This window comes from Achromobacter denitrificans NBRC 15125 (assembly GCF_001571365.1).
Lineage (GTDB): Bacteria > Pseudomonadota > Gammaproteobacteria > Burkholderiales > Burkholderiaceae_B > Achromobacter > Achromobacter denitrificans.
Genome location: NZ_BCTQ01000064.1, coordinates 1 through 24497, shown reverse-complemented (window position 1 = coordinate 24497; position 24497 = coordinate 1). Strand labels below are relative to the sequence as shown.

Sequence of the window (24497 nt, the reverse complement as noted above, 5' to 3'; positions counted from 1 at the left end):
CGTCTGGGCCAGGCGGCCCGCGGCCGCCTCGACGGCGGCGAGCGCGGCGGGCTTGTCCGCCAGCGCGGCGTCGGCGTCGCGGGTGCGGCGCGGGCCGGCGCGCAGGGCCAGCAGTTCGCGGGCGTAGGCCAGGCCGGCGGCCAGCGCATCGTCCACGCCGGCCAGCGCGTCCACCAGCCCCGCGTCGCGCGCGGCTTCGGCGGACAGGTGCTTGCCCGCCAGCATCAGGTCCAGCGCCGCCTGCGCGCCCATGAGGCGCGGGGCGCGCTGCGTGCCGCCGGCGCCGGGCAGCAGGCCCAGCGTGACTTCGGGCAGCCCCAGGCGGGCGCCGGGCAGCGCGATGCGGTAATGGGCGGCTAGCGCCACTTCCAGGCCCCCGCCCAGCGCCGCGCCATGCAGCACGGCAACCACGGGCTTGGCGCTGGCCTCGATCTGGTTGCAGAGATCGGGCAGGATGGGCGGTTGCGGCGGCTTGCCGAATTCGCGGATGTCGGCGCCGGCGATGAAGTTCTTGCCGGCGCCCGTCAGCACGATGGCGCGCACTTGCGGATCGGCCTGCGCGTCGCGGATCGCCGCGGCCAGGTCGGCGCGCACGGCGGCGCTCAGGGCGTTGACCGGCGGATGGTCGATGGTGACGACGAGAACGTCTTCGTAGCGGCGCGCGAGGGCGGCGCCGGTGCTTGCGCTGTCGGTCATGGACAGTGTCTCCGTCAAGGGCGCCGCGGGCCCGCCGCGCAGGGGCGGATTCGGCGCCTGGCGGGCCGGGGTGGCTCGCCTTTTTTTTGTGGCTTTATTCTTTCCCAGTAAATATGTCTTGACAATGGCATCTATAATTGACACTACGTATAAGAAATTTTGACAATGCCTCGCAAGGGCCTCCCGGGAGACGCCGCATGGACACCAAATCCCTGACCTTGCTGGTCGAGATCCTGGACGCCGGCAATCTGAGCGAGGCCGCGCGCCGCCTCAAGATGACGCGCGCCAACGTCAGCTACCACTTGAGCCAGCTGGAGCGCGCCGTCGGCATGCAGCTGGTGCGGCGCACGACGCGGCGCGTCGAACCCACCGAAATCGGACTGAAGCTGTATCGCCACGGCCGCAGCATCCAGGACGAACTCGCCGCCGCCCGCGAATCGATCGAGACCCTGGGCAAGACGCCCCAGGGCAAGGTGCGCCTGAGCGTGCCCAGCGGCTACGGGCAATTCGTCATGACGCCCTGGCTGCTGGAATTCAAGCAGGCCTATCCGGATATCGTGCTGGACGTGCTGTTCGAGAACAGCGTCGACGACCTGCTGCGCGACGAGGTGGACATCGCCGTGCGCATCATGTCGGAGCCGCCGCAGAACCTGGTCGCGCGGGAGCTGGGCCAGGTCCGCTACGTGGCGTGCGCCTCGAAGGCGTACGCGGCCGCCCGCGGGCTGCCGAACCGGCCCGAGGACCTGGCGGGCTGCCCGATCATCAGCGCCGCCGTCATCGGCCGCCCGCTGCGGCTGTCCGCATACTATGGCGGCCAGCCGCGCCAGCACGTGGTGCTGGAGCCCACCGTGATCTCGCGCAACTACGCCTTCCTGCGCGACGCGATCCGCGCCGGCCTGGGCGTGGGCATCGTGCCGGACTACGTGGTGCACGAGGATTTCGCGCGCGGCGATATGCTGGCCGCGCTGACGCAATGGCGGCTCAGTATCTTCGGCCGCGGCATGTACATGCTGTACATGCCGAACCGGCATCATCCGCGCGCGATCGCGATGATCATCGAATTCATCCTGGAGCGCGCCCAGGCGCGCCACGAGGGCATGCCGGGCCTGTTGGCCGCGGCAGGGTAGGCGGGGCATGGCGGGCGCTGCGGGCCAGGCGAGGCACGCGTTTCCTGACTGGGCGTTCAGCTTGGCGGGAATAAAATCCGTTTTCATCACCGCGGCCGGCCGCGGGCCGGCAGCGCCTCACTACGCTACTTCCAGGCCCGACCATGTCCGCGTTCGACATCCAATTACTGCTCACCGCCCTGGCGAGCGTCCTCGTGCTGGTGGCGCTCATCGTCTCCCGCATCCGCATGCACCCGCTGCTGGCGCTGCTCGTCGTATCGATCGGCGTCGGCTTCGCCACCGGCATGGAGCCGGTGGCCATCGTCAAGAACCTCACCAACGGCGCGGGCAAGACCCTGGGCGCGGTGGGCGTGGTGATTGCGCTGGGCGCCATGCTGGGCAAGATCCTGGCCGACTCCGGCACCACGGAGCGCCTGGCCAACGCCATCCTGCGCCACACGTCCCCCCGCATGATCCCGTGGGCCATGACGCTGGTGGCGTTCGTCATCGGCATCCCCATGTTCTTCGAGGTGGGCCTGGTGGTGATGCTGCCGCTGATCTTCAGCGTGGCGCGCAAGCTGGAAACGCAGGAGCGCTTCAAGGGCTCGGCCTACGTGTACGTGGGCGTGCCGGTGATTTCCGCCCTGGCCGCGATGCACGGCATGGTGCCGCCGCACCCCGGCCCGCTGACGGCGATCGCCACGCTGAAAACGACGGTCGGCCCGACCATGATCTACGGCTTCATCGCGGCGCTGCCCGCCATGATCCTGGGCGGCCCGCTGTACGGCGCCTTCATCGCCCCGCGCATGACGACCCGTCCGGACGAAGCCCTGCTCGACCAGTTCACCGCGGCCCGGCCGCAGGCCGACGGGCGCGGCGAGCCCAGCGTGGGCCTGGGCGTGCTGGCCGCGCTGCTGCCGGCGCTGCTGATGCTGGTGCATGCGCTGGCCGAAATGTTGCTGCCCAAGGATTCCGTCGCGATGCGCGCGGCCGCCTTCCTGGGCGACCCGATGGTGGCGATGCTGCTGGGCGTGCTGTTCGCGGCGCTCACCCTCGTGTACCTGCGGGGCGGGGATGCCGAGAAACTGCGCGACGCGCTGGGCAAGAGCCTCAAGCCCATCGCCGGCATCATGCTCATCATCGCCGGCGGCGGCGCCTTCCAGCAGGTGCTCACGAGCGCCAAGGTGGGCGACGCGATCGTGCAGCTGACCCATCAGTTCGCCTTGCCGCCCCTGGTCCTGGGCTGGCTGATCGCCATGCTACTGTCGGTGTCGACCGGCTCGGCCACCGTCGGCATCGTGGGCGCGGCGGGCCTGCTGGCGCCGCTGGCGGGCGCCGACCCCAGCCTCAACCTGCCGCTGCTCGCGCTCTCGATCGGCTGCGGCTCGCTGTTCTTCAACTACGCCAATCACGCCGGCTTCTGGATGGTGAAGGAGTCCTTCGGCATGACCATGGGCGAGGCCACCAAGACCATCTCGGTGGTGCAATCCATCGTCTCGGTGGCCGGCCTCGCCATGGTCCTGCTGTTCAACACGCTGCCGCCGCTGGGCTGAGGAGAGAGAGAGGGAACCCATGACCGAAACGCCCCGAACCGCCGCCGCGCCCGCGACGCGCTCCGCCCTGGCTTCCGACGCGCGCCGCGCCCAGCTGCGGCGCATGAAGATCGCCGCGCTGGCCTTGCTGGTGGCGATGATCAGCGGCTTCATCACCAGCCACGTCATGGGCGGGCAGGGCGCCTGGGCCTGGGTGCGGGCGTTCTGCGAGGCGGCCACGGTCGGCGCGCTGGCGGACTGGTTCGCGGTGGTGGCGCTGTTTCGCCGTCCGATGGGCCTGCCGATTCCGCACACCGCCATCATCCCCAGCAACAAGGATCGCATCGGCGACAACCTCGCCGTGTTCGTGCGCGACCATTTCCTGGATCCCGACACGCTGATGGAAAAGCTGCGCGTGTTCGATCCGGCCGCGCGCCTCTCCCGCTGGCTGGCGCGTCCGCGCCAGGCGCGAGCCCTGAGCGAAGGCGCCCGCAACGTGGCCTTGCAGACGCTGGACCTGCTGGATGACCGGGCCGTGCGCGGCGTGATCCAGGCATTCGTGGTCAAGACCCTGCGCCGTTGGGACGCGGCCGACACCGCGGGCGAGGTGCTGGGCCTGCTGACGCGCGACGGGCGGCACCAGGAGCTGCTGGACGCCGCCCTCGAACGGCTGGGCGGCTACCTGGGCGAGGAAGAGGTGAAGGCGCGCGCCTCGGGCCTGCTGGTGAAGTTCGCGAAGAAGGAATGGCCTCGCATCATCGCCGCCGTGGACGTGCTGAAGTCGGTGGATGGCATCGCCGACAACCTGGCGGACCGGCTGGCCCGCGCCCTGGTGGAAGAGCTGCGCGACGTGCTGTCCGAGCCCGGCCATCCGGTGCGGCGCGACTACGAGGCCTGGGTGCTGGACTACATCCGGCGCCTGCGGGAGGACCCCGCGCTGTCCGCGCAGATCGAGGCGCTGAAGCAGCGCGCCATCGACCATCCCAAAGTGCAGGAGTACGTGCAGGGCCTGTGGGACGACATCCACGCCGCCTTGCGCCGCGACCTGTCGGACGAGGATTCGGCGCTGGCCCGTCACCTGGAAGGCGCCTTGTTGGCGCTGGGCCGCAAGCTGGGCGAGGACCCGGGCCTGCGCGAGGCGATCAACAACCACGTGCTGGGCGCGGCGCGCCGCCTGACCGGGCGGCTGCGCAACGGCGTCACCGAGCACATCTCGCGCACCGTCAAGAATTGGGACGAACGCCATCTGGTCGACGAACTGGAGCTCAGCGTGGGGCGCGACCTGCAATACATCCGTTTCAACGGCACCCTGGTCGGCGGCCTGATCGGCGTGGCGCTGCACGCGGTGGTGCTGCTGGTGCGCGGCTGAAGCGGCCGGCTCCGCGTTTGTATCAGGAATGAAGATTGCTGGCGGACGGCCGCAAGCGAATGCTATTGTTTTTGGCGGCATGGCCGGCTTCGAGGCCGGCCATGCCCTATCGGGCGCCCGCGGCCCGCGGGCACGAATCCTGGGAGGCACTCCATGAAGAAAATCTCGTTGCTGGTCTCGGCGCTTGCGCTGGCGGGCGCCGCCGGCGCCGCGTCGGCGGAAAACGTCTCGATGTCCTTCCTGACCGCGGACGGCGTGGGCAAGAGCGCCGGTTCCATTTCCGTCAAGGACACCAAGGGCGGGCTGCAGTTCACGCCCAACCTCAAGGGACTGCCTCCCGGCGAGCACGGCTTCCACGTGCACGAAAAAGGGTCTTGCGGACCCGGCATGGTGAATGAGCAGATGGCGCCCGGCGGCGCGGCGGGCGGGCACCTGGACCCCAAGGGAACCAAGGCCCACAAGGGGCCGATGGCCACCGACGGGCATCAGGGCGACCTGCCGTTCATCGTGGTCGGGGCCGACGGCTCCGCCAAGAAGGCGGTCGTCGCGCCGCACCTGAAGCTGGCCGACGTGAAGGGCCATGCGCTGATGGTGCACGTGGGCGGCGACAACTACAGCGACACGCCCAAGCCCCTGGGCGGGGGAGGCGGGCGCCTGGTCTGCGGCGTGGTGAAGTAGCCGCGCGCCTCAGACCGTGCCATTGCGGCCGTGCTGGCGGTAGCCCTCGCGCTCGGCCAGCCGGTCGTAGTAGGCCGCGACCGCCGGCAGGCGCGGCTTGTCGAAGGGCGTGAGAAACCACCGGTTCACCGACAGGCCGACGGGAATGTCCGCCAGCGAGAACGCCTCGCCCGCGACGTAGGCGCCGGTCTGCGACAGGCGCTGCTCCAGTATGCCCATGCAGTGCGCCCAGGCCTGGCAGGACGCCTCGGTGGCGGCCGCGTCGCGGTGCGCGGCGGATTGCCGCGCCAACGCCATGAAGGCATAGGACCAGGAGCGGTTCAGGTCGGTGGCTTGCCAGTCCATCCACTGATCCACCCGGGCGCGCAGTTTGGGCGCCGCGGGATACAGCGCGTCGCCGCCATATTGCGAGGCCAGGTAGCGGATGATGGTGTTGGATTCCCACAGCACGAATTCGCCGTCCTGGATGACGGGCACCATGGCATTGGGATTCAGCGCGAGGAAGCCGGGCTCGGCGGTGGACCGGAAGCCCGAGCCCCAGTCTTCGCGCTCGAACGGCAGGCGCAGTTCGACGCAGGCCCACAGCACCTTGCGCACGTTGATGGAAGAGGCCTTGCCCAGGATGTTCAGCATGTTGCGCGCGCCGGGCGCTCCGGAGGGATGACCGGGGCAGTCTAGCGGGCCGGGGCCGGCGCCGCCAGATACAGATTCAGGCCGCGCGGCCCGCAACAGTTGCCGCTTCGCCCGCTGCCGGCTGGACGCGCAGGCGCAGCACCGGCGAACTGAACAGCACCGCGAACTGCACGGCGAAGCCGGCGGTGGACACCCACAGGCACGCCTCGACGCCGACCCGGGCCGCCAGCGCGGCGCCGATCAGCGCGCCGACGGGGCGGGCGCCGAAGGTAGCGGTGAGGATCACCGCCGAGACCCGGCCCAGCAAGGCATTGGGCGTGACCGCCTGGCGCAGCGTGGTGGTGGTGATGGTCCACAGGATGGGGCCCGCGCCGAACAGGAAGAACCCGGCCGCGGCCCAGGCGCCCGAGGGCTGCGCCAGCGTCGCCAGCAGGATGCCGCTGGCCGCCAGCGCGGTCAGGGGCCCGGCGCCTATCATCGCGCCGAAGGACAGCCTCCGGGCCAGCCAGGGCGCCAGCAGCGCGCCCGCCACCATGCCCGCGCCGTAGATGCCCAGGGTGATGCCCACGCCCGCGGCCGACAGCCCCAGCCGTTCGATCGCATACGCCACGTAGACCGCCTGCAGCACGAACCAGGCGGTATTGAAGAACACCGCGGTAATCAGCACGGGGCGCAGCAGCGGATGCGCCGCGACGAAGGCGGCGCCTTCGCGCAGCTCGCTCATGACGCGCCGCCTGGGGCGGGGGCCGGGCACGTCGCGGGGCAGGCCGGCGAGCAGCAGCGCCGCCAGCAGCGAGAGCGCGGTGGCCAGCGCGTAGGCGATGGGCGCGCCCATCCACCCGACCAGCGCGCCGCCGGCCGCCGGGCCGGCCGAGAACGCCGCGCTGCGCGCCAGCTCCAGCCAGCGGTTGGCGCCGGCCAGTTCGGCGGGCGCGACCAGCCGGGGCACCAGGGCCGGCGCGGCCACGTTGTAGGCCACGGTGCCGACCGCGCCGAGAAAACCCAGCGCGGCCAGCCAGCCCAGGTTCAGCCCGCCCGCCCACAGCAGCGCCAGCAGGCCCAGCAGGCTGGCCGCGCGCGCGGATTCGGCGGCGGTCATCAGCGTCCGGCGCGAGACGCGGTCGGCCAGCACGCCGGCGGGCAGCGACAGCAGCAGGAAGGGCAGGGTCTGGGCGGTCTGCAGATAGCCGGTCTGCGCCGCGCTGGCGCCCAGGGCCAGCACCGCCACCAGGGGCGCGGCGGCCAGCGCCATCTGTTCGGAGAATTGCGCGGCCAGGTTGGAGGCGGCGAGGCGGCGGAACGCGGCGGGCAGGGCAGGCATGGAGGCGGAGGCGCGCGCAGCGCGCGGCGGAAACGACGAGGGCACGATCATGATCGCGCCCTCGTCGTCCGGCACTCCGTTCCTTGCCGTCGGCAAGGCGCGGCGTCAGGGGATGGGGGGATAGCTCCCGAAGCCGTCCGGCCAGGACGTCAGCACCTCGTAGCCGGTCTCGGTGACGACCACCATGTGCTCCCACTGCGCCGACAGCGAGCGGTCCTTGGTGACCACGGTCCAGCCGTCGGGCAGCTGCTTGGTCTGGGGCTTGCCCGCGTTGATCATGGGCTCGATGGTGAACATCATGCCGGGCTGCAGCACCAGGCCTTCTCCCGGGCGGCCGTAGTGCAGCACCTGGGGCTCGTCGTGGTAGATCTGGCCGATGCCATGGCCGCAGTATTCGCGCACGATGCTGAAGTGCTCGCGGTGCGCCACCGTCTGGATCGCGTGGCCGACGTCGCCCAGCGTCGCGCCCGGCTTCACTGCCATGATTCCGGCGCGCATGGCTTCGTAGGTGGTCTCGACCAGGCGGCGCGCCAGCGGGCTGGGCTGGCCCACGTAGTACATGCGGCTGGTGTCGCCGAACCAACCGTCCTTGATGACGGCCACGTCGATGTTGAGGATGTCGCCGTTCTTCAGCACCTTGGCCGACGGGATGCCGTGGCAGATCACGTGGTTGGCCGAAGCACAGATCGTCTTCGGAAAGCCGTGATACCCGACGTTCGCCGGGATCGCCTTCTGCACGTTCACGATGTAGTCGTGGCAGATGCGGTCCAGTTCGTCGGTGGTGACGCCGGGGCGGACGTGCTCGGCGATCATGTGCAGCACTTCGGCGGCCATGGCGCCGGCCTTGCGGGCCATGTCGATGTCGGCGGCGGACTTGATGGAAACTTTGCGCGCCATTTACGCGGCCTCCTGCTGGGCGGGCTGCGGAAGGCCCTGGGACAGGGCGGCGATGGCGAAGCCCTCGGCCTGCTCGATGCGGATCAGCATCTGGCAGATGTCCGCGTGGCGCAGTTCGGGGTAGAGCTCGGACAGCATGCCGATGCGCATCCAGTGTTCGGCCTGGGAATTGATCGAGCGGCTGAGCGCGCCGCTGGCGACGCGCAGGTTCTCATGCATCTGCTCGGAAATCTTGACGATGCCCATAGGTGATCCATATATGGTTTATATATGGAACGTATCTTACCGCCGGGTGGGGGCGGCGCGCAAATCGGCGTGTGGCGCCTAGCGCGCCTTGCCGCGCGCGGTCTTGCGGGCGCCGGCGCGCGGCGCCTCCTTGGGCGGGGGCGCGGCGGCGGCGGTCATCTGCTCCATCCACATCAGCGCGTCCGTGTACGACAGGAACTGCTGCAGGTAGCCGGGCGAGAGCTCGCGCATGAGCGTGAGCGTCCGGTGCACGAGCTGGTTGGAATTGAGCGGGCCGGCGTTCTTGTGGACCTGTTCCTGCGACTGCCGGACCTGGCGGTCGGCGCTGACGCGGGACCAGACGCCGCGAAAATATTCCAGCACCGGCAGTTCCGGATAGGCGGCGCGCAGCGCCATGAAGGGCTCTCCGCCGCCCTCCGCCGGATCGGGGCTGGCGAGCCGGTCGGCCAGCAGGCCCAGCGGGCCGCGCTCGGCTTCCGTTGCCGGGGCGGCCTCGGCATCCGCACCGGAAGCGGCGCCGGGATCGACGTCGGCCGCGGCGGCGGAACGCAGCGCCTGGGCGGCGGCCAGGTCGGCCTCGTAGGCCTCGATCAGCGCGGCCAGCCTGCCGTCCAGCAGCCGGCGGGCCTCGCCGTCGCGGTCGGCCGCCCGGCGCGCCATCGCGTCCAGGAACTGGAAGCGCGCCGGGGCGTGCCGGTCGGCGCCGCTTTCGCGCCAGGCGTCCAGCACGGCGCGGGCGTCGAGGAGGTCGCCGCGGGTGCCGTCACTGCTCACGGGGCTGTCCCGGATTGGCGGAGGGGCGGGGGATGGGGCTGATTTCGACGCGGCGGTTCCGGGCGCGGCCTTCCTCGTCGGTGTTGGCGGCCACCGGCTGCTCGGCGCCGAAGGCGGCCGCGAACACGGACGCCGACGGCACGCCTTCGTCGATCAGCGCGCGCGTCACGGTCAGGGCGCGCTGGGCCGAGAGGTCCCAGTTGTCCGCGAAGCGGCGGTTGCCTTCCCGCACCTGCTGGTCGTCGGTGTAGCCGCTGACCATCAGGATCTCGTCGTGAGTCTTCAGATAGGCCGCCAGCGGTTCGATCAGCGTCTTCAGCACCTCGCGGCCCTCGGGCTGCAATTGGTCGGAGTTCAGGGCGAACAGCACGCTGCCGCTGATGCCGATGCGGCCGTTGATCAGGGTCACGCGGCCGGCGGCCAGGGGGCCCGCCAGCGCCTGTTCCAGCGTTTCGCGGCGCTGCGTCTCGGCCTGGCGCTGTTTGACCTCTTCTTCGAGCTGGGTCGACAGCTGCAACTGCACGGCAACGACGCTGACCAGGATCAGGACGAAGGCGCCCAGCAGCACCGACATCAGGTCGCCGAAGACGGCCCAGGCCGGGACTGTCGGCTCCACGCCGCCGTCGATGTCCTCGCTCATGCGGCCTCCGCTCCCGCCGTGGCGCGCTGGCCAGCCAGTTGCTGCAGGTTTTCGACGATCTGCTTCTGCGACATCAGGCTCAGGTCGACCACTTCACGGGCCTGCGCCACGTAGTAGGCCAGCTGCTCGTCGCCGCGCGCGATGGACTTGTCCAGCGCGGCTTCGATGCGCTCCAGGTGCGCCACCAGCTTGTCGTTGGATTCGCCGAACAACTGCACGGCCGTGCCGAAGGATTCGCCCAGGCTGGCGACTTCGACCGCGCCGCTGGTGACCTGCGCGGCCACGTCGGCCAGCTTGCCCGTCTCGCTTTCGACCAGGTCGGTGAACTGGGTGCCCACGCGGTCGAGCAGGCCGGCCGAGGAGGAGACCAGCGCGTCCACGGCCGAGCGCTGCTCGGCGGCGGTGTGGTTGACGGCGTCGAGCAGGGTGCCCAGCGTTTCGAGCAGGCGGCCGCGCTCTTCCAGCATGTCGTTGTCGCGGGCCATGCTGTCGGACAGCTTCTGGCGCAGTTCGCCGATGACTTCGGCGGCGGCGCGCGGCGCTTCCGAGGCGGCCTGCACCAGGCGGCCGATTTCGGCGATGGTTTCGCTGGCGTGCGCCTGCGTCCGGGACGCGATGTCCTGCGCGGTCAGCGCCAGCGCGTCGCAGATCTGCTGTTGCTGGCTGGCGGTGCTGGCGCCGGCCTGTTCCCATTCCGCGCGCAGCGCGTCGGCCATCTCGCCGAGCTTGCCGGTCCAGGCGGCCAGGCGGGCTTCGTCGCCCGAGGCCAGCGCGGCCTGCAGGTCCGCATGCGATTGTTCCAGGGTCTCCAGCAGCGCGGCCGAATGCTGGCCGAAGGCGGCCGCGGCGGTCTCCAGCGCTTCGCGGTTGCTGCTGGCCAGCTGTTCGCCGACCTGTTCCTGGCGGGCCTGCGCGTCGGTCCAGGCCTGGGTGACGCCGGCGGCCGCCGTTTCCAGGCGGGCCGACAGGGCTTCCAGCAGGCCGGCCTGCGCCTGCGCCTGCGCGGCGAGGTCGCGCGAGGTCTGGGTCAGGGTGTCGCTGATTTCGAGCTGGCGGATGGCGGCCTGCGTGCCGGCCTGTTCCCATTCCTCGGCCAGGCGCGCCGCCATCGCGGACAGCGTGCCGGTCCAGGCGGCCAGGCGTTCCTGGTCGCGCGAGGCCAGCGTGTCCTGCAACTGCGCGTGCGACTGGTCCAGCGTGCCCAGCAGGGCGGTCGCCTGCCGCTCGAAAGCCGCGGTGGCGTTTTCGAGCGCCTGCTGGTTGTCGTTGGCCAGCTTGGCATTGATTTGTTCCTGGCGCCATTGGGCGTCGGTCCAGGCCTGGGTGACGCTGGCGGCCGCCGTTTCCAGGCGGGCCGAAACGCCTTCGAGCAGGGTCGTCTGCGCCTGCGTCTGGGCCGTGATGTCGCTCGCGCTGCGGGCCAGCGTGCCGGTCCAGGCCGCCAGGCGTTCCTCGTCGCGGGAGGCCAGCGCCGCCTGCAGGTCCGCATGCGACTGGTCAAGCGCGCGCAGCAGCGAGGCCGAATGCTCGCCGAACGCGGCCGACGCGGTTTCCAGCGCCGTCCGGTTGTCGCCGGCCAGCTTCTCGCCGGCCTGTTCCTGGCGGGCGAGCGCGGCGGTCCATTGATCGGAGACGCCGCGCGCCGTGGCTTCCAGGCGCGTCGCCATGCCTTCCAGCAAGGCGGCCTGGGCCTGCGCCCCGGCGGTGACGTCGCTCGCGGCCTGGGCCAGGGATTCGATGATTGCCTGCTGGCGGGCCACGGTGTGCTCGCCCGCCTGTTCCCATTGCTGGCCGAGCGCGGCCGTCATGGCGGCCAGCGTGTCGCTCCAGGCGGCCAGGCGTTCCTGGTCGCGCGAGGCCAGCGTGGCCTGCAGGTCCGCGTGAGACTGGTCGAGCGCGCGCAGCAGCGAGGCCGAATGCTGTTCGAAGGTGGCGGCGGCGGCCGCCAGGGCCTGCTGGTTGTCGCCGGCGAGGCGGGCGCTCGCGGCTTCCTGGCGGGCGAGGGCGCCGGCCCATTGCTGCGACACGCCTTCGGCCGCGGCTTCCATGCGGGCCGACACGCCTTCGAGCAGCTTGGCCTGCTCTGCGGCCTGGCCCGTGATGTCGCGCACGGTCTGCGCCAGGGTGTCGGCGATGGCCTGTTGGCGGTCCGCGGCCTGGGCGCCGGCCTGCTGCCATTCCTGGCGCAGCGTCGCGCCCATGGCGCCCAGCGTTTCGGTCCAGGCCGCCAGGCGCTGCTGATCGCGCGAGGCCAGTTCGGATTGCAGCGCGCCATGCGATTGGTTCAGGGTGCGCAGCAGCGAAGCCGAGTGTTGTTCGAAGCTGGCGGCGGCGGCCGTCAGCGCCTGCAGATTGTCGCCCGCGAGTTTTTCGCTGGCTTGTTCCTGGCGCGACAGGGCGTGCGTCCAGGCTTCCGACAGGCTGCCGGAGGAGGCTTCCAGGCGCGCCGAGACCGTGTCCAGCAGGGCGGCCGAACGTTGCTCGAACGTTTCGGCGTAGCGGTCCAGCGAGGCGCGCAGATCCTGGGCCAGCGCTTCGCTGGCGCGCTGCTGTCCGGCCAGGGCCTGGCTCCAGATCTCGGCCACGTTGGCGGTCGAGGCCTGGAGGCCGGCGGCGACGCCGTCGAGCTGGCGTTGCACGGCCTGCGTCACGGTGTCCTGCAAGGTGGCGGTTTCGCGCGACAGGCTGGCCATGGTCGCGGCCACCACGGGCTGCAGGGCTTCGCCGGCGGAGCGGGCGCTGTGCGCCACGCCGTCCTTCATCGATTGCTCCATGACCGACGCGAGGCGGGCGTACGCGGCCTCGGCCTTGCCCTGGAACGCGTCCTGGCTGGCCAGCTGGCGGTCGTTGAGCGACTGGTTCTGCCGCGCCATGCCGTCCATCATGGTTTGCAGCTTGTCGACCAGGGCGGGCATGGCGTCGGCCTGACGCTGCATGACTTCGGCCTGCCGCTGGAGCAGCTTGAAGGATTCCTCGCGTTGATAGCCCTGCGAATACACGCGCAGGGTGGTCGCGGACTTGGCGTCGAGCGATTGCGCCGCCCGGATGCGGTCGCGGCGGGCGAGCGTCGCCAGCAGGCCCAGCATCGCCGAGGTGGCCACGCCGGCGATCGAGGTGCCGAACGCGAAGCCCAGGCCCTTGACCGGCGCGGCCAGCGAGGCGCGGATGGCGGCCAGGTCGGTGGCGCTTTCCAGCGCCAGCCCGGTGCCGCGCAGCGTGACGACCATGCCCAGGAACGTGCCCAGCATGCCCAGCAGCACCAGCAGGCCCACGAGGTAAGGGGTGAGCGCGGGGCCGGGCAGGCCCGCCCGCTCGCCTTCGATGCGCAGGCGCGCGGCGTTGCGCAGGCTGGGCGCCAGCTGGTCCAGCCAGGTGGCCAGGCTGCCCGGCGCTTCCGACAGCCCGGAGAGGGCGCGGGTCAGCGTGGAGGTCGCCTGCTGGTAGCGCCACAACTCGAAGGCGCCCGCGAGGTAGCAGGCGCCGATCAGCAGGGTCACGGCCAGCGCCAGCGGGTTGGTGCCCGCATAGCCGATGGCGATCCAGCCCGCGACGGCCAGTCCGGCCAGGAAAACGACGAAATTGATCAGGTATCTGGACATAGTGTCCCTAGCTGGCGCGAAGGGCTGCGAGCAGCCCTTCGACCGGTTGTAAACGAACATCCAATTCGGCGAGGAGCACGCTACGCATATCCTTGCGGAACGTATCCAGCCATGCGCCCGAGGCCGACGGCGCCGGCGCGGCGGCCTCGGCGCCTTCGGCCTCGGCTTGCGCGGCGGCTTCGGCCTGCGCCGCGGCCAAGGCCGTTGCCTCCGCCTGGCGCAGGCGCTCGAAATGGCCTTGCAGCAGTTTCGGGATCGCGCCCAGCAGGGCGCGCTCCTTGGGCAGCAGGGCGCGGTCCATGATGGCATCCACCACGGCCAGCCGCGTCCATTCGCCGTTCCTGGCCGCGACCATGCCGCGCAGCCGGCTGCGCAGATTGCCCACGCTGGTTTCCATCGTGTGCTGCAACGATAGATACCGCTGGCGGAAATTCGCGTAGTCGGCCTCGGCTTCGGCCAGGGCCGCCAGCTTTTTCGTCGGCGCCGGCTGGCCCGGCACGGGCCGCCTGGCGGCCGTGGCCGCGGTATCGCTGGCGATGGCGTCGGCCAGCGTGGTCCGGACCCGCTCGCATTCGCGTTCCTCGGCGCTGCTGAACATGCGCGCGCCGGGCGCGATCACCGGCGGGCTGGTATTGAGCGCCGCCGACAGGGCGATCGCGTCCGTCCAGCCGAGCCAGAGGCTCAGATGGTCCGAGAGCGATTGCCTGGATTCCGGAACATCGACATCCGTCAGGCGAGTCAGCAAGCGAATGAGCGTCGGGCCGCTTAAACCTGTGCGCTGTGGGGCTTGCAACATACCACCAGAGTCAAAAAGGGGGGAGTTTACACGCTGGAGGGGGCTGCACGGGAGGCCCGGAGGGCAGGAGGAGGCGGGCGGCGCTTAAAAAGGGGGGCGCATCGCCGGGGCGATGCAATATTGTGACGCCCGGGCGGGGTTGTGACGACCGCCCTAGGCGGCGCGGGCCGCCGGCAGGCCGGTCGGGTCCAGGTGTTGCGCCAGGAAATCGATGAGGCGCCGGGTCTTGGCCGGGATCAAACGGGTCTCGGTAAGGGCATGGACCGCGACGGGGCCGAGGCTCCAGTCCGGCAGCACGCGCACCAGGCCGTCCGCCTCGCCGCCCAGCGCCGCGATGCCGGCGCCCAGCGCGGCGAGCTGCCGGGCCATGCAGGCGTCGTTGACACCGTAGCGCTGGGCGGCCGGCACCCGGCACCGCTCCTCGCCGCGCTGAAGCAGCCAGGGGCCGGCGGCGCCGGCGCCCAGGCGCAGCCCGATGCAGTCGTGGTTGTCCAGGTCGGCGGGGGCAGCCGGCGCGCCGCGCGCGGCCAGGTAGGCGGGCGACGCGTAGAGCCCGGCCTGGACGGTGCCCAGGCGACGCGCCACCCGCGAGGAATCGGGCAGTTCGCCCAGGCGGATCGAGACGTCGCCGGTGTCGGGCTCGCGGTCGGCGCCGTCCGGGTCGGCCACGCCCAGCTGGAGGCGGATGTCGGGATAGCGGCCGCCGAACGCCACCAGGGCCGGCAGCAGGGCGTCCAGCGCATAGGCGGCGGGCAGCTGGACGCGCAGCGGGCCGCTGGGCGTTTCGAGCTGTTCGCGCAGTTCTTCGTGCGCGATCTCGGCCTGCGCCACGATGTGGCGGCAGCGTTCGAAGTACAGGCGGCCGGCCTCGGTCAGTTCCACGCGCCGCGTGCTGCGGTTGAGCAGGCGCAGGCCGACGGCCCGTTCCAGTTCGGCCACGTGGCGCGATAACGTGGACGTCGGGACGCCGAGCGCCGCCGCCGCCCGGCTGAAGCTATGCGCCTTCGCTACCTCGGCGAACGATTCCATGCCATGCAGGCGTCTCATCAGGGATCTCCCGCGCGCGGCCCTGCCGGACCGGCGCCATCAGAATGCGTAGATCACGCCCACGTTGGCGAAGACGTTGGTCTTGCGTTCGGTCAGCGGGCTGTCGCGGGCGTCGCCGACCAGGGTGTTGACGCCCAGCGTCGTCACCGCGCTCCAGTGCGCGTCCAGGCGGTGGGCCCAGGTGCCGTAGAGCGCCACGGACTTGAAGCCGGACGAGGGCGAGTAGGCATCCAGCCCGGCGCGGCTGCGCGCCGCCTGCGACGGGGTCACGCCGAACCAGGTCTGCATGGCGTCGTCGTTGGCCCATTGCGTGCTGGCGCCCAGCGTGACGCGGTTGTTGGCGTTGCGCCAGGCGTCGTAGGTGGCGCGCAGTTCCAGGGTGCCGCCGTAGCCGCTGTGCGCCGCCTGCCGGTAGGCGGCCATCAGCGAGTAGGGGCCGGGCGACCATTCGATGAACGCGCCGTAGGCGCCGTGGAAGTCGATGTCGTCCAGGCCCTTGCTGCGGTCGGAATCATCCGATTGGCGGCCCAGCGCCATGCCGACGAACGCCCCGGCCGTCCAGTCCGGGGCCAGGTCCGTCTTCAGGCCCATGGCCGGCAGGCCGGCGCGCGGCGAAATGAAGAAATTGCCCGATTGGTAGTTGATCATCGGCACGGGCAGGGCGCGGTACTCGCGCGACCCCTCGTACACGGGCACTGCTCCGACCCCCAATCCGACGAAGTTGGCGCTGCCTTCGGCCTGGGCATTGCCCGTCAGGGCAGCCAGCAGGGCCGAGGCCATCGCCGGCCCGCTTGCTAAAATCCTACGCTTCATTCCATTGCTTCCTGTGCGTTTTTCGGGGCGGGCCGATTGCCTCGCCGTTCGAGGTCCGCATTGTCGGCATGGGGTTTTAATAATTCTTTAAAGCGGTGCCGGCATTCTCTGGCCTCGTTTGATTGCCTTGGAGTGCCCTTGCGTGTCCTGTTAGTGGAAGACGACGCCATGCTGGGCGATGCGTTGCATACCAGCCTGGCCCAGTCGGGGGCGGATGTAGACTGGGTGCGCGACGTCGCCCAGGCCAGGCTGGCCCTGGTGGAGCACGGCTATAACGCCGTGTTGCTGGATCTCGGATTGCCCGATGGCAGCGGCCTGGCGGTCCTGAAGCAGCTGCGCGCGCGCTACGACCCCACCCCCGTGCTCATCCTGACCGCGCGCGATCGCCTGAGCGAACGCGTGCAGGGCCTGGACCTGGGCGCCGACGACTACATCGTGAAGCCGTTCCAGCTCGATGAATTGCTGGCCAGGCTGCGCGCCGTCGTCCGGCGCAGCAGCAACGCGGTCGTGTCGGCGCTGCGCTGCCGCGACGTGGTCGTGGAGCCGGCCAGGCGGGCCGTGACCCGCGCCGGCGCGGAGGTCAGTCTGAGCGCCCACGAATACCGCACGCTGCTGGCGCTGATGGAGCGCATCGGCCACACCGTCAACCGCGAACAGCTGGAAGCCGCGGTCTACGGCGATAGCGGCGCCATTGAAAGCAACACGGTGGCGGTATATATCCACCAGCTGCGCCGCAAGCTGGGCGACAAGCTGATCACCACCGTCCACGGCCTGGGCTACCGCATCGAGGCGGCGCCTTGAAGACGCTGCGCCGGCAACTGACGCTCACGCTGCTGCTGACTCTGCTGCTGGCGTGGATCGCGGTGTTCGCCTTCCAGCAGTATGAAACCTCGCGCGCGCAGACCGGCGTGCGCGACCAGTGGCTTCGCGACGCGGCCGACCAGATCCTGGCGGCGCTGCCGGTGAGCCTGCTGGGCAGCGTCGCGCCCACCGAGCGTTTCGCGCCGCCGGCGTCCGGCCGCGTCGATGGCGACCGGATCCGTTTCCAACTCTGGTCGCTGGCCGACCGGCGGCTGCTGCTGCGCTCGCCGGAATCGCCGGCGCAACCGTTGAGCGGCGGCTTCGCGGAAGGCTATGCCGACGTGGCGGCCGATGGCGCCGACTGGCGCGCGTTCGCGCTCACCGACGCCAGCGGAAGGGTGCAGGTGCAGGTGACCAAGCCCATGAGCGAATGGCGCGAATCCTGGTACAGCCTCAAGCGCGGCCTGCTCATCGTTTCCCTCCTGTTCGTGCTGCTGGCGGCGGTGAGCTGCGCGGTGGTCGGGCGCGCCTTCCGCAAGGTGGACCGCGCGGGCGAGGCCATTTCGCGGCGCGGGCCGTTCGACCTGGCGCCGCTGCCGTCGGCCGGCATGCCGGGCGAACTGCGGCCGTTCATCCATTCGATCAACCAGCTGCTGCTGCGCGTGAAGGGCGGCATGGACCGCGAGCGCCGCTTCCTGGAAGACGCGGCGCACGAGCTGCGAACCCCGCTAGCCGCGCTCAGCGCGCATGCCGAGCTGGTGGAGCGCAGCCTGGGCGGCGGCGACGCGGCGGCCTCGGTCGAGAAGCTGCGCCGGGTGGCCCAGCGCACCTCGCGCCTGTCGGAGCAATTGCTGGACCAGGCGCGCATGGATGCCTTGAGCGCAAGCGCGGACGAGCCCGTGCCCATTGAACTGGATGGGCTGGTCGTCCTGCTGGCGCGGGACTGGGAAGGCGACGCCACCCGCAAGCGGCAGCGCATCCAGCTCGACGTCCAGGCCTGCGTCGTCCAGGGCCGGCTGGACGCCATCGGCGTGCTGGTGCGCAACCTGCTGGACAACGCGGTGCGCTACACGCCCGAGGACGGGCAGATCGCCGTGTCCTGCGGGCCGTCCGCCGACGGCGGCGCGTTCCTGCGCGTGGCGGACGACGGCCCGGGCATCGCGCCTGCCGAGCGCGAGCGCGTGTTCGACCGCTTCTACCGCGCGGCGGGCACCGCCGGCGGCGGCAGCGGCATCGGTTTGTCGCTGGTGGCGCAGATCGCCGCGCAACACGGCGCCGAGGTCGCCATGGGGACGGGCCTGCGCGGCGCTGGCGTGGCGCTGACGGTGTCGTTCCCGCCCGCGGGCGCCTGACTTCCGGGCGGCCGAACCCTCGATCCGGCGCGCCCCTTGGTGGTAGATTAGGCCCAGGTCTGGTCACCCCGAGGAAGCGGCGAACGTGGCGGAATGCCCATGGACTTTCTGATCGCCTCGGCTGCGCGCGCGCTGGCGGCCGGCGACCCGCTGGGCGCCCTCAATCACATCGCCCTGCGGAGCGACGCGTCCGCCCTGGCCCTGCGCGGCATCGCCATGGCGCAGCTGGGCGATTTCCGGCGCGCCAAAACCCTGCTGCGCAGCGCCGCCCGCGGCTTCGATCCGAAAGACGCGCTGTCGCGCGCCCGCTGCGTGGTGGCCGAGGCCGAGATCGCGCTGGTTTCGCGCGAGCTGGCCTGGCCCGAGAAGGCGCTGGAGGCCGCGCGCGCGGCCTTGCAGGCCCACGGCGACCCGGCCAACGCCGCGCACGCCCGGCACCTGCAGGCCCGCCGCCAACTCCTGATCGGCCGCCTCGATGAGGCCGAGCGCATGCTGGCGAGCCTGGACCCGGCGGTTCTGGCGCCCGCGGCCCGCGCCGTGCATGAATTGATCGCGGCCGGCATCTCCCTGCGGCGTCTGAAAATGCAGCCCGCCCGCGCCGCGCTGGCCCAGGCCGAACTGGCGGCCGGCCATGCCGGCATCCCCGCGCTGGTGGCCGAGGTCGAGAGCGCGTCCCTCGTGCTTTCCACGCCCGCGGCCCGCCTCATCGGGCAGGGCAGGCAGCAGCCCCTGCTGCTGGACGAAGTGGAGGCGCTGCTGGCGTCGGACACGCTGGTGGTGGACGCCTGCCGCCATGCGGTGCGCGAGGCCGGCACCGTGGTGCCGTTGGCGAGCCGTCCGGTGCTGTTCGCGCTGGCGCGCGCGCTGGCCGAGGCCTGGCCCGAGGCCGCGCCCCGGGAAGCGCTGATCGCCCAGGCATTCCGCACCGCGTATTTCGACGAAACGCATCGCGCCCGGCTGCGCGTCGAGATCGGCCGGCTGCGCGCCGCGATCCGCCCGCTGGCCGGCATCGCCGCCACGCGCGGCGGCTTCGCGCTCAAGCCGCGGGCCGGCCGCGAGGTGGCGGTGCTGGCCCGGCCCGTGGAGGACGCCGATCGCGAGCATGGCGCCATTCTGGCGTTCCTGGCCGATGGCGAAGCCTGGTCGAGCTCGGCGCTGGCGCTGGCGCTGAACACCAGCCAGCGCACGGTGCAGCGCGCGCTCGACGCGCTGGCCGCGGCGGACAAGGTGCAACCCTGCGGGCAGGGGCGCGCCCGGCGCTGGATGACGCCGCCCGTGCCCGGATTCACGACAACCTTGTTACTCCCGGCGGCGCTGGCGGGCCGCTAGCATGGTGACACCCATTCGAGGACACCGACATGAAACGCTCTCAAGCCCAAATCATCCGTGAATACGGCCCCTTTCCGGGCGTGGACGCCGTCCACGGCCTGACCTACGACGGCCGCCAGGTGTGGTTCGCCACGGGCGGCAAGCTGCTCGCCCTGGACCCCGACAGCGGCGCCACCACGCGCGAGATCGAGGTGGCGGCGAACGCCGGCACCGCGTTCGATGGAACGCATCTCTACCAGATCGCCGACGGGCGCATCCAGAAGATCGAGCCCGGCAGCGGCCGGGTGGTCTCCACGATACCCGCGCCCGGCGCCGGCGAGGACTCGGGCCTGGCCTGGGCCGAAGGCAGCCTGTGGGTGGGCGTGTACCGCCAGCGCAAGATCCACCAGGTGGATCCCGCCGACGGCCGCGTGCTGCGAACGCTCTCGTCCGACCGCTACGTCACGGGCGTGACGTGGGTGGACGGGCAACTGTGGCACGGTACCTGGGAAAACGACGCGAGCGAACTGCGCCGGGTCGACGCCCGCACCGGCGACGTGCTGCAAAGCGTGGAGATGCCCGCGGGCATGGGGGTATCCGGATTGGAGTCGGATGGCGCCGGCCGCTTTTTCTGCGGCGGCGGCGACCGCGGCAAGCTCAGGGCGGTGCGGCGTCCGGCTCAGGAGGCCGGCGATGCGCCCGCGGGCAAGATGCCGGCGGAATCGTCCGCCGGGTAGCCCGGGATGCGCCGGCGCTCCTTGCGGGCGTCGGCAGGCCTACCAGCGGATCGTATAGGGCCGGTCCCCCAGACCCCACACGCCGTTTTTCCGTTCCAGCATGATGTGCCGGGTCTGCCACTCGTCCGGCTCGTGCTTCGAGGGAAACCCGGATATCTGGGGATAAAAGGCGGGATCCGCCGCCCAGTCCGCGGTGGCGCGGTCCAGCCGCCATTCGAACTTCACCGCCGAGACGGCATTGGGATTGTCGTCGAACGGATTCTTGCCCGGTTTTGAGTAGTCGAGGATCCTGCCGACCTGCAGGCCGGGCGCGCAGAACTTCGCCGTATAGACCAGCTTGGAGCCGATGCGGGCCTCGCCGTCCGTGTAGTACGCGCGGCCTTTTTCGGTGAGCTCCATGCGGCTGGAGGCGTCCTCGGGCTTCTCGTCCGGCTGCGGAGGCGAGCCGTCGCCGCTGGCGCTGACGCGCTTGACCGTGATGAGCCCGTGCTTGATCAGGCCTTGCACGATCTTGTCCTGCTCGTCGAGGAACGCCGTATAGACATCGGTAGGCAGGGGCCGCACTCCCACGACATTGACGCAGGCGCTGCCCGGCGCATTCGTGGGCGTCGCCATGGCATCGACCAGGATGCCGCGTATCTTGCTTTCGCTCAGGCCCGGGCCCAGCGAGGATTGATTCCAAAAATAAAAACCGCTGGCGCCGACGGCGATCACCCCGAGCGCGGCCGCCGCCAGCGTAGTCCGGCGACGGTGGGCGGTGCGCTGCTTTTGGTGCATTCGAATCCTTCTCTGCGGGCTTGCCGGACACGGCGCCTACTACTAAAGCGCTAATCCGGCGTCTAGGGTAATTCCTGACGAAAAGCTGATTGTCAGCGATTAGTCAGAAAGGTTTAATCAGCACACAGTTTCGCATCATCCGCCGCCCGGTACCGGGAACGCGCAGCAGGTGTCGCCATCCCGCGTCCTCGCAGGAGAAGTAACTACAAGCTGGTCCATGTAGTCCTTTCAGGAGACAACAAGCCATGCAACACGTTACAAAACCCCGCCGCAAATTCATCTCCGGTGCTGCCGTCGCCGGTGCCGCCGCCCTGGGATTCCCGGCAGTCGGCCGGGCGCAGAATGCCCCGATTTCCCTGCGTTTCCAGAGTACCTGGCCCGCCAACGACATCTTCCACGAGTTCGCGCGCGACTACGCCCAGAAGGTCAACGACATGGCCGGCGGCCAGTTGAAGATCGAGGTGTTGCCCGCGGGCGCGGTGGTGAAGGCGTTCGATCTGCTGGACGCCGTGTCCGCCGGCACGCTGGACGGCGGGCACGGGGTGGTGGCCTACTGGTATGGCAAGAACACGGCGGTGGCGCTGTGGGGATCCGGGCCGTCCTTCGGCATGGATGCCAACATGCTGCTCGCCTGGCATGAGTACGGCGGCGGCAAGGAGCTGCTGACCGAGATCCAGAAAGCCATGGGTGTGAACGTGGTGTCGCTGATGTACGGGCCGATGCCGACCCAGCCTTTCGGCTGGTTCAAGCGCCCCATCACCAAGATGGACGAGGTCAAGGGCCTCAAGTTCCGCACCGTGGGGCTGGCCATCGACATGTACACGGCCATGGGCGCGGCGGTGAACGCGCTGCCCGGCGGCGAAATCGTGCCCGCGCTGGACCGCGGCCTGCTCGACGGCGCCGAATTCAACAACGCGTCCTCGGACCTGGCGCTCGGCTTCCAGGACGTCTCCAAGATCTGCATGCTGCAGAGCTTCCACCAGAGCGCGGAGCAGTTCGAGGTGCTGTTCAACAAGGGCAAGTACGACGCCTTGCCCGAGCACCTGAAGCACATCCTCAGCTACGCCGCGCAGGCCTGCAGCGCGGATATGTCCTGGAAGGCGGCGAACCGCTATTCGCAGGACTACGTGAAGCTGCAGAAGGACCACAACGTCAAGTTCTACAAGACGCCCGATGCCATCCTGCAGCAGCAGCTGAAGATCTGGGACGAGATGATCGCCAAGCGCTCGGCCGAGAACCCGCTGTTCAAGAAGGTGCTGGATTCCCAGCGCGCGTTCGCCGAGCGGGTGGGCCGCTGGCACGGGGACACTTCCGTCAACTTCCGGATGGCCTACAACCACTACTTCTCGCGCAGCAATAAAGCGTGAGGCCCATCCCTCGTACCCGCTAGCGCGGGCCCCCTCAAGGGGGCGGCACCCACGGACCGGCAGAGCCGGATCCGTGGAGCCCCGGATTGGGTAGCGCATCCTGATTGGGCAGGGCAATCCTACTCATCCGTATCCCGCGCTGTGCGCCGTTACGCGGCGCGCGGCTGGGCGCCATGCGCGTTGACCTGGAAGTGAGATGCTCCGAATCATACGTTTCATAGACCGCATTTCCACCTTCGTCGGACAGGCCTTCGCCTGGTTGATCGTCATCCTGACCTTGCATGTGTGCTGGGAGGTGGCCGCCCGCTACCTGCTGAACCAGCCCAGCGCGTGGGCGTTCGATCTGCAGATGATGTATTACGGCATCCTGTTCATGATGGCCGGCGCGTACACCCTGGCCAAGAACGGCCACGTGCGCGGAGACATCCTCTACGGGTTCCTGCCGCCGCGGGTGCAGGCGGGGCTGGACCTGACGCTCTACATCGTGTTTTTCTTCCCCGGCGTGATCGCGCTGGTCTGGGCGGGCTGGTACTACGCCGGCTACTCCATCGCCATCCGCGAGCACTCTTCGCTGATGGCCGACGGGCCGCCGATCTATCCCTTCAAGGCCTTCATCCCGATCGCGGGCGCGGTGCTGCTGGTGCAGGGCGTGGCCGAAGTCATGCGCTGCCTGCTGTGCCTGCGGCGCGGCGCCTGGCCGTCGCGCGCCGAGGACGTGGAAGAGGTCGACGTCGACAAACTCAAGGAAATGGTGCATGTCAAGGACGAGGACATCGCCCGTCTGGACCGCTACGTCACTCCCGGGGAGCCTCGCCAATGAAAATCCACAAGGCATTGTGGTTCGGCCTGTCGTGCATCGGGCTGGTCATCCTGATGATCGCGTTCCTGACGCCCTGGGACAACCTCACCACCGGGCACATCGGCCTGCTGATGCTGGCGCTGATCGTGGTCGCGATCATGCTGGGCTTCCCCACGGCGTTCACGCTGATGGGCATGGGCGTGCTGTTCACTTTCCTCGCGTACTACATGCAGAGTTCGGATCCGGGCCGCTCCATCGGGCAGACCCTGGACCTGATGGTGCAGCGCACGTACGCCACGATGACGAACGACTCGCTGATCTCGATCCCGCTCTTCGTGTTCATGGGCTACCTGGTCGAGCGCGCCAACCTGATCGAGAAACTGTTCCGCTCCATGCACCTGGCGCTGGCGCGCGTGCCCGGGGCGCTGGCCGTGGCCACGCTGGCGACCTGCGCGATCTTCGCCACCGCCACGGGCATCGTCGGCGCCGTGGTTACGCTCATGGGCCTGCTGGCCATGCCGGCCATGCTGAAGGCCGGATACAGCGTGCGGCTGACGGCGGGCGCCATCACGGCGGGCGGCTGCCTGGGCATCCTGCTGCCGCCCTCGGTGATGCTGATCGTCTACGGCGCCACCACCGGCGTGTCGGTGGTGCAGCTGTATGCCGGCGCGCTGTTCCCGGGCATCATGCTGGCGGTGCTGTACATGGTGTACGTCATCATCGTGGCCAAGCTGCGGCCCGACATGGCGCCGCCCTTGCCGATGGCCGAGCGCGGCGTGCCGCTGTCGCCCGAATCGGCCGCGCTGGCCTCGGGCGGCCACGTGCGCGCGCTGTCCGGCATGGTGGCCGCCATGTTCAAGGGGCGCCGCAACTGCGAAGTGCCGTTCGGCGTGCTGCTGCGCTACATGGCGATGGCGTTGGCGCCGCTGGCGGTGACGGTGCTGCTGGTGGCGGTGGTCTACCAGGCCACGACGCGGCCGGAAGTGGTGTATGAAATCCCGGCGGAATTGCAGCTGGGGTCGGGGGACTTCGATTCCGGCCTGAGCGAGCCGCCTTCCGACGGCCTGGCCGAACCGCCCTCCGGCGAACTGGCCGAGCCGCCGTCGGCCGAACCGGCGGCCGCCTCGGTGGCGGAGCCGCCGGGCACGCCGGCCGCGCCGCCCGCGACGGCCGCCGCCGCGGCAGACGCAGCGGCGGGGGGCGGAGCCG

At 70.4% G+C, this 24497-nt stretch carries 23 protein-coding genes; 11 read left to right on the top strand and 12 right to left on the bottom strand.

The window, feature by feature from the left end:
- On the bottom strand, positions 1-696 hold a 696-nt coding region (locus ADE01S_RS29650), incomplete at its 3' end, for an enoyl-CoA hydratase/isomerase family protein (protein ID WP_167543432.1).
- Positions 697-893: 197 nt separating this feature from the next.
- Here ADE01S_RS29650 and ADE01S_RS29645 point away from each other — a divergent pair.
- The 4 genes from ADE01S_RS29645 (at position 894) to sodC (ending at position 5381) form a co-directional block, all read left to right on the top strand.
- Positions 894-1823 carry a LysR family transcriptional regulator gene (locus ADE01S_RS29645; protein WP_062685350.1) on the top strand — a complete coding sequence of 310 codons (930 nt, stop codon included), beginning with the start codon at positions 894-896 and terminating at the stop codon, positions 1821-1823.
- 143 nt (positions 1824-1966) lie between these two features.
- Positions 1967-3355 carry a GntP family permease gene (locus ADE01S_RS29640; protein WP_062685349.1) on the top strand — a complete coding sequence of 463 codons (1389 nt, stop codon included), beginning with the start codon at positions 1967-1969 and terminating at the stop codon, positions 3353-3355.
- Positions 3356-3374: 19 nt separating this feature from the next.
- Entirely contained in the window at positions 3375-4703 is a 1329-nt protein-coding gene (locus ADE01S_RS29635) for a DUF445 domain-containing protein (protein ID WP_062685348.1), read from the top strand.
- 153 nt (positions 4704-4856) lie between these two features.
- Positions 4857-5381, top strand: a complete 525-nt coding sequence (gene sodC, locus ADE01S_RS29630) for a superoxide dismutase family protein (protein ID WP_062685347.1) — start codon at positions 4857-4859, stop codon at positions 5379-5381.
- A 9-nt stretch (positions 5382-5390) separates the two neighbouring features.
- Here sodC and ADE01S_RS29625 read toward each other — a convergent pair whose 3' ends face one another.
- From ADE01S_RS29625 to ADE01S_RS29580, 10 genes are all read right to left on the bottom strand, one after another.
- Complete coding sequence (locus ADE01S_RS29625) at positions 5391-6014, bottom strand: glutathione S-transferase family protein (protein WP_062685346.1); 624 nt, start codon at positions 6012-6014, stop codon at positions 5391-5393.
- Between the two features lie 76 nt (positions 6015-6090).
- Positions 6091-7335: an MFS transporter gene (locus ADE01S_RS29620; protein ID WP_062685351.1), complete on the bottom strand. Its 1245-nt coding sequence runs from the start codon at positions 7333-7335 to the stop codon at positions 6091-6093.
- Positions 7336-7440: 105 nt separating this feature from the next.
- Positions 7441-8232, bottom strand: coding sequence for a type I methionyl aminopeptidase (gene map, locus ADE01S_RS29615; protein WP_062685345.1), 792 nt, complete (start codon positions 8230-8232; stop codon positions 7441-7443).
- Positions 8233-8478: a ParD-like family protein gene (locus ADE01S_RS29610; RefSeq protein ID WP_062685344.1), complete on the bottom strand. Its 246-nt coding sequence runs from the start codon at positions 8476-8478 to the stop codon at positions 8233-8235.
- A 78-nt stretch (positions 8479-8556) separates the two neighbouring features.
- Positions 8557-9252 carry a DUF2894 domain-containing protein gene (locus ADE01S_RS29605; RefSeq protein WP_062685343.1) on the bottom strand — a complete coding sequence of 232 codons (696 nt, stop codon included), beginning with the start codon at positions 9250-9252 and terminating at the stop codon, positions 8557-8559.
- Positions 9242-9892: an OmpA family protein gene (locus ADE01S_RS29600; RefSeq protein WP_062685342.1), complete on the bottom strand. Its 651-nt coding sequence runs from the start codon at positions 9890-9892 to the stop codon at positions 9242-9244. Before ADE01S_RS29600 ends, ADE01S_RS29605 begins: the two co-directional genes overlap by 11 nt.
- Entirely contained in the window at positions 9889-13491 is a 3603-nt protein-coding gene (locus ADE01S_RS29595; RefSeq protein WP_062685341.1) for a DUF802 domain-containing protein, read from the bottom strand. The genes ADE01S_RS29600 and ADE01S_RS29595 overlap by 4 nt, the downstream gene beginning before the upstream one ends.
- 7 nt (positions 13492-13498) lie before the next feature.
- A complete protein-coding gene (locus tag ADE01S_RS29590) occupies positions 13499-14287 on the bottom strand; it encodes a DUF3348 domain-containing protein (RefSeq protein ID WP_062685340.1) in 789 nt (262 codons plus the stop codon).
- A gap of 153 nt (positions 14288-14440) precedes the next feature.
- Positions 14441-15334: a LysR family transcriptional regulator gene (locus ADE01S_RS29585; protein WP_075873483.1), complete on the bottom strand. Its 894-nt coding sequence runs from the start codon at positions 15332-15334 to the stop codon at positions 14441-14443.
- A gap of 39 nt (positions 15335-15373) precedes the next feature.
- Positions 15374-16147 carry a MipA/OmpV family protein gene (locus tag ADE01S_RS29580; protein WP_082775918.1) on the bottom strand — a complete coding sequence of 258 codons (774 nt, stop codon included), beginning with the start codon at positions 16145-16147 and terminating at the stop codon, positions 15374-15376.
- A 138-nt stretch (positions 16148-16285) separates the two neighbouring features.
- Between ADE01S_RS29580 and ADE01S_RS29575 the strand changes: the two genes are divergently transcribed.
- The 4 genes from ADE01S_RS29575 (at position 16286) to ADE01S_RS29560 (ending at position 20345) form a co-directional block, all read left to right on the top strand.
- Entirely contained in the window at positions 16286-16948 is a 663-nt protein-coding gene (locus ADE01S_RS29575; RefSeq protein ID WP_062685337.1) for a response regulator transcription factor, read from the top strand.
- The gene (locus ADE01S_RS29570; RefSeq protein WP_062685336.1) at positions 16945-18300 is read left to right on the top strand and encodes an ATP-binding protein; all 1356 of its coding nucleotides are present in this window, start codon (positions 16945-16947) and stop codon (positions 18298-18300) included. Before ADE01S_RS29575 ends, ADE01S_RS29570 begins: the two co-directional genes overlap by 4 nt.
- Before the next feature lie 99 nt (positions 18301-18399).
- Positions 18400-19629: a hypothetical protein gene (locus tag ADE01S_RS29565; RefSeq protein WP_062685335.1), complete on the top strand. Its 1230-nt coding sequence runs from the start codon at positions 18400-18402 to the stop codon at positions 19627-19629.
- Between the two features lie 29 nt (positions 19630-19658).
- Complete coding sequence (locus ADE01S_RS29560) at positions 19659-20345, top strand: Vgb family protein (protein WP_062685334.1); 687 nt, start codon at positions 19659-19661, stop codon at positions 20343-20345.
- Between the two features lie 39 nt (positions 20346-20384).
- On the opposite strand, the gene ADE01S_RS29555 is transcribed toward ADE01S_RS29560, so the two are convergent.
- The gene (locus ADE01S_RS29555) at positions 20385-21122 is read right to left on the bottom strand and encodes a hypothetical protein (protein ID WP_062685333.1); all 738 of its coding nucleotides are present in this window, start codon (positions 21120-21122) and stop codon (positions 20385-20387) included.
- Positions 21123-21367: 245 nt separating this feature from the next.
- On the opposite strand from ADE01S_RS29555, the gene ADE01S_RS29550 reads away from it, so the two are divergent.
- From ADE01S_RS29550 to ADE01S_RS29540, 3 genes are all read left to right on the top strand, one after another.
- Entirely contained in the window at positions 21368-22489 is a 1122-nt protein-coding gene (locus ADE01S_RS29550) for a TRAP transporter substrate-binding protein (RefSeq protein WP_062685332.1), read from the top strand.
- A 196-nt stretch (positions 22490-22685) separates the two neighbouring features.
- Entirely contained in the window at positions 22686-23309 is a 624-nt protein-coding gene (locus ADE01S_RS29545) for a TRAP transporter small permease subunit (RefSeq protein WP_062685331.1), read from the top strand.
- Positions 23306-24497: TRAP transporter large permease subunit (locus tag ADE01S_RS29540; RefSeq protein WP_167543431.1), on the top strand; the 1192-nt coding region annotated here is incomplete at its 3' end. The genes ADE01S_RS29545 and ADE01S_RS29540, both read left to right, overlap by 4 nt.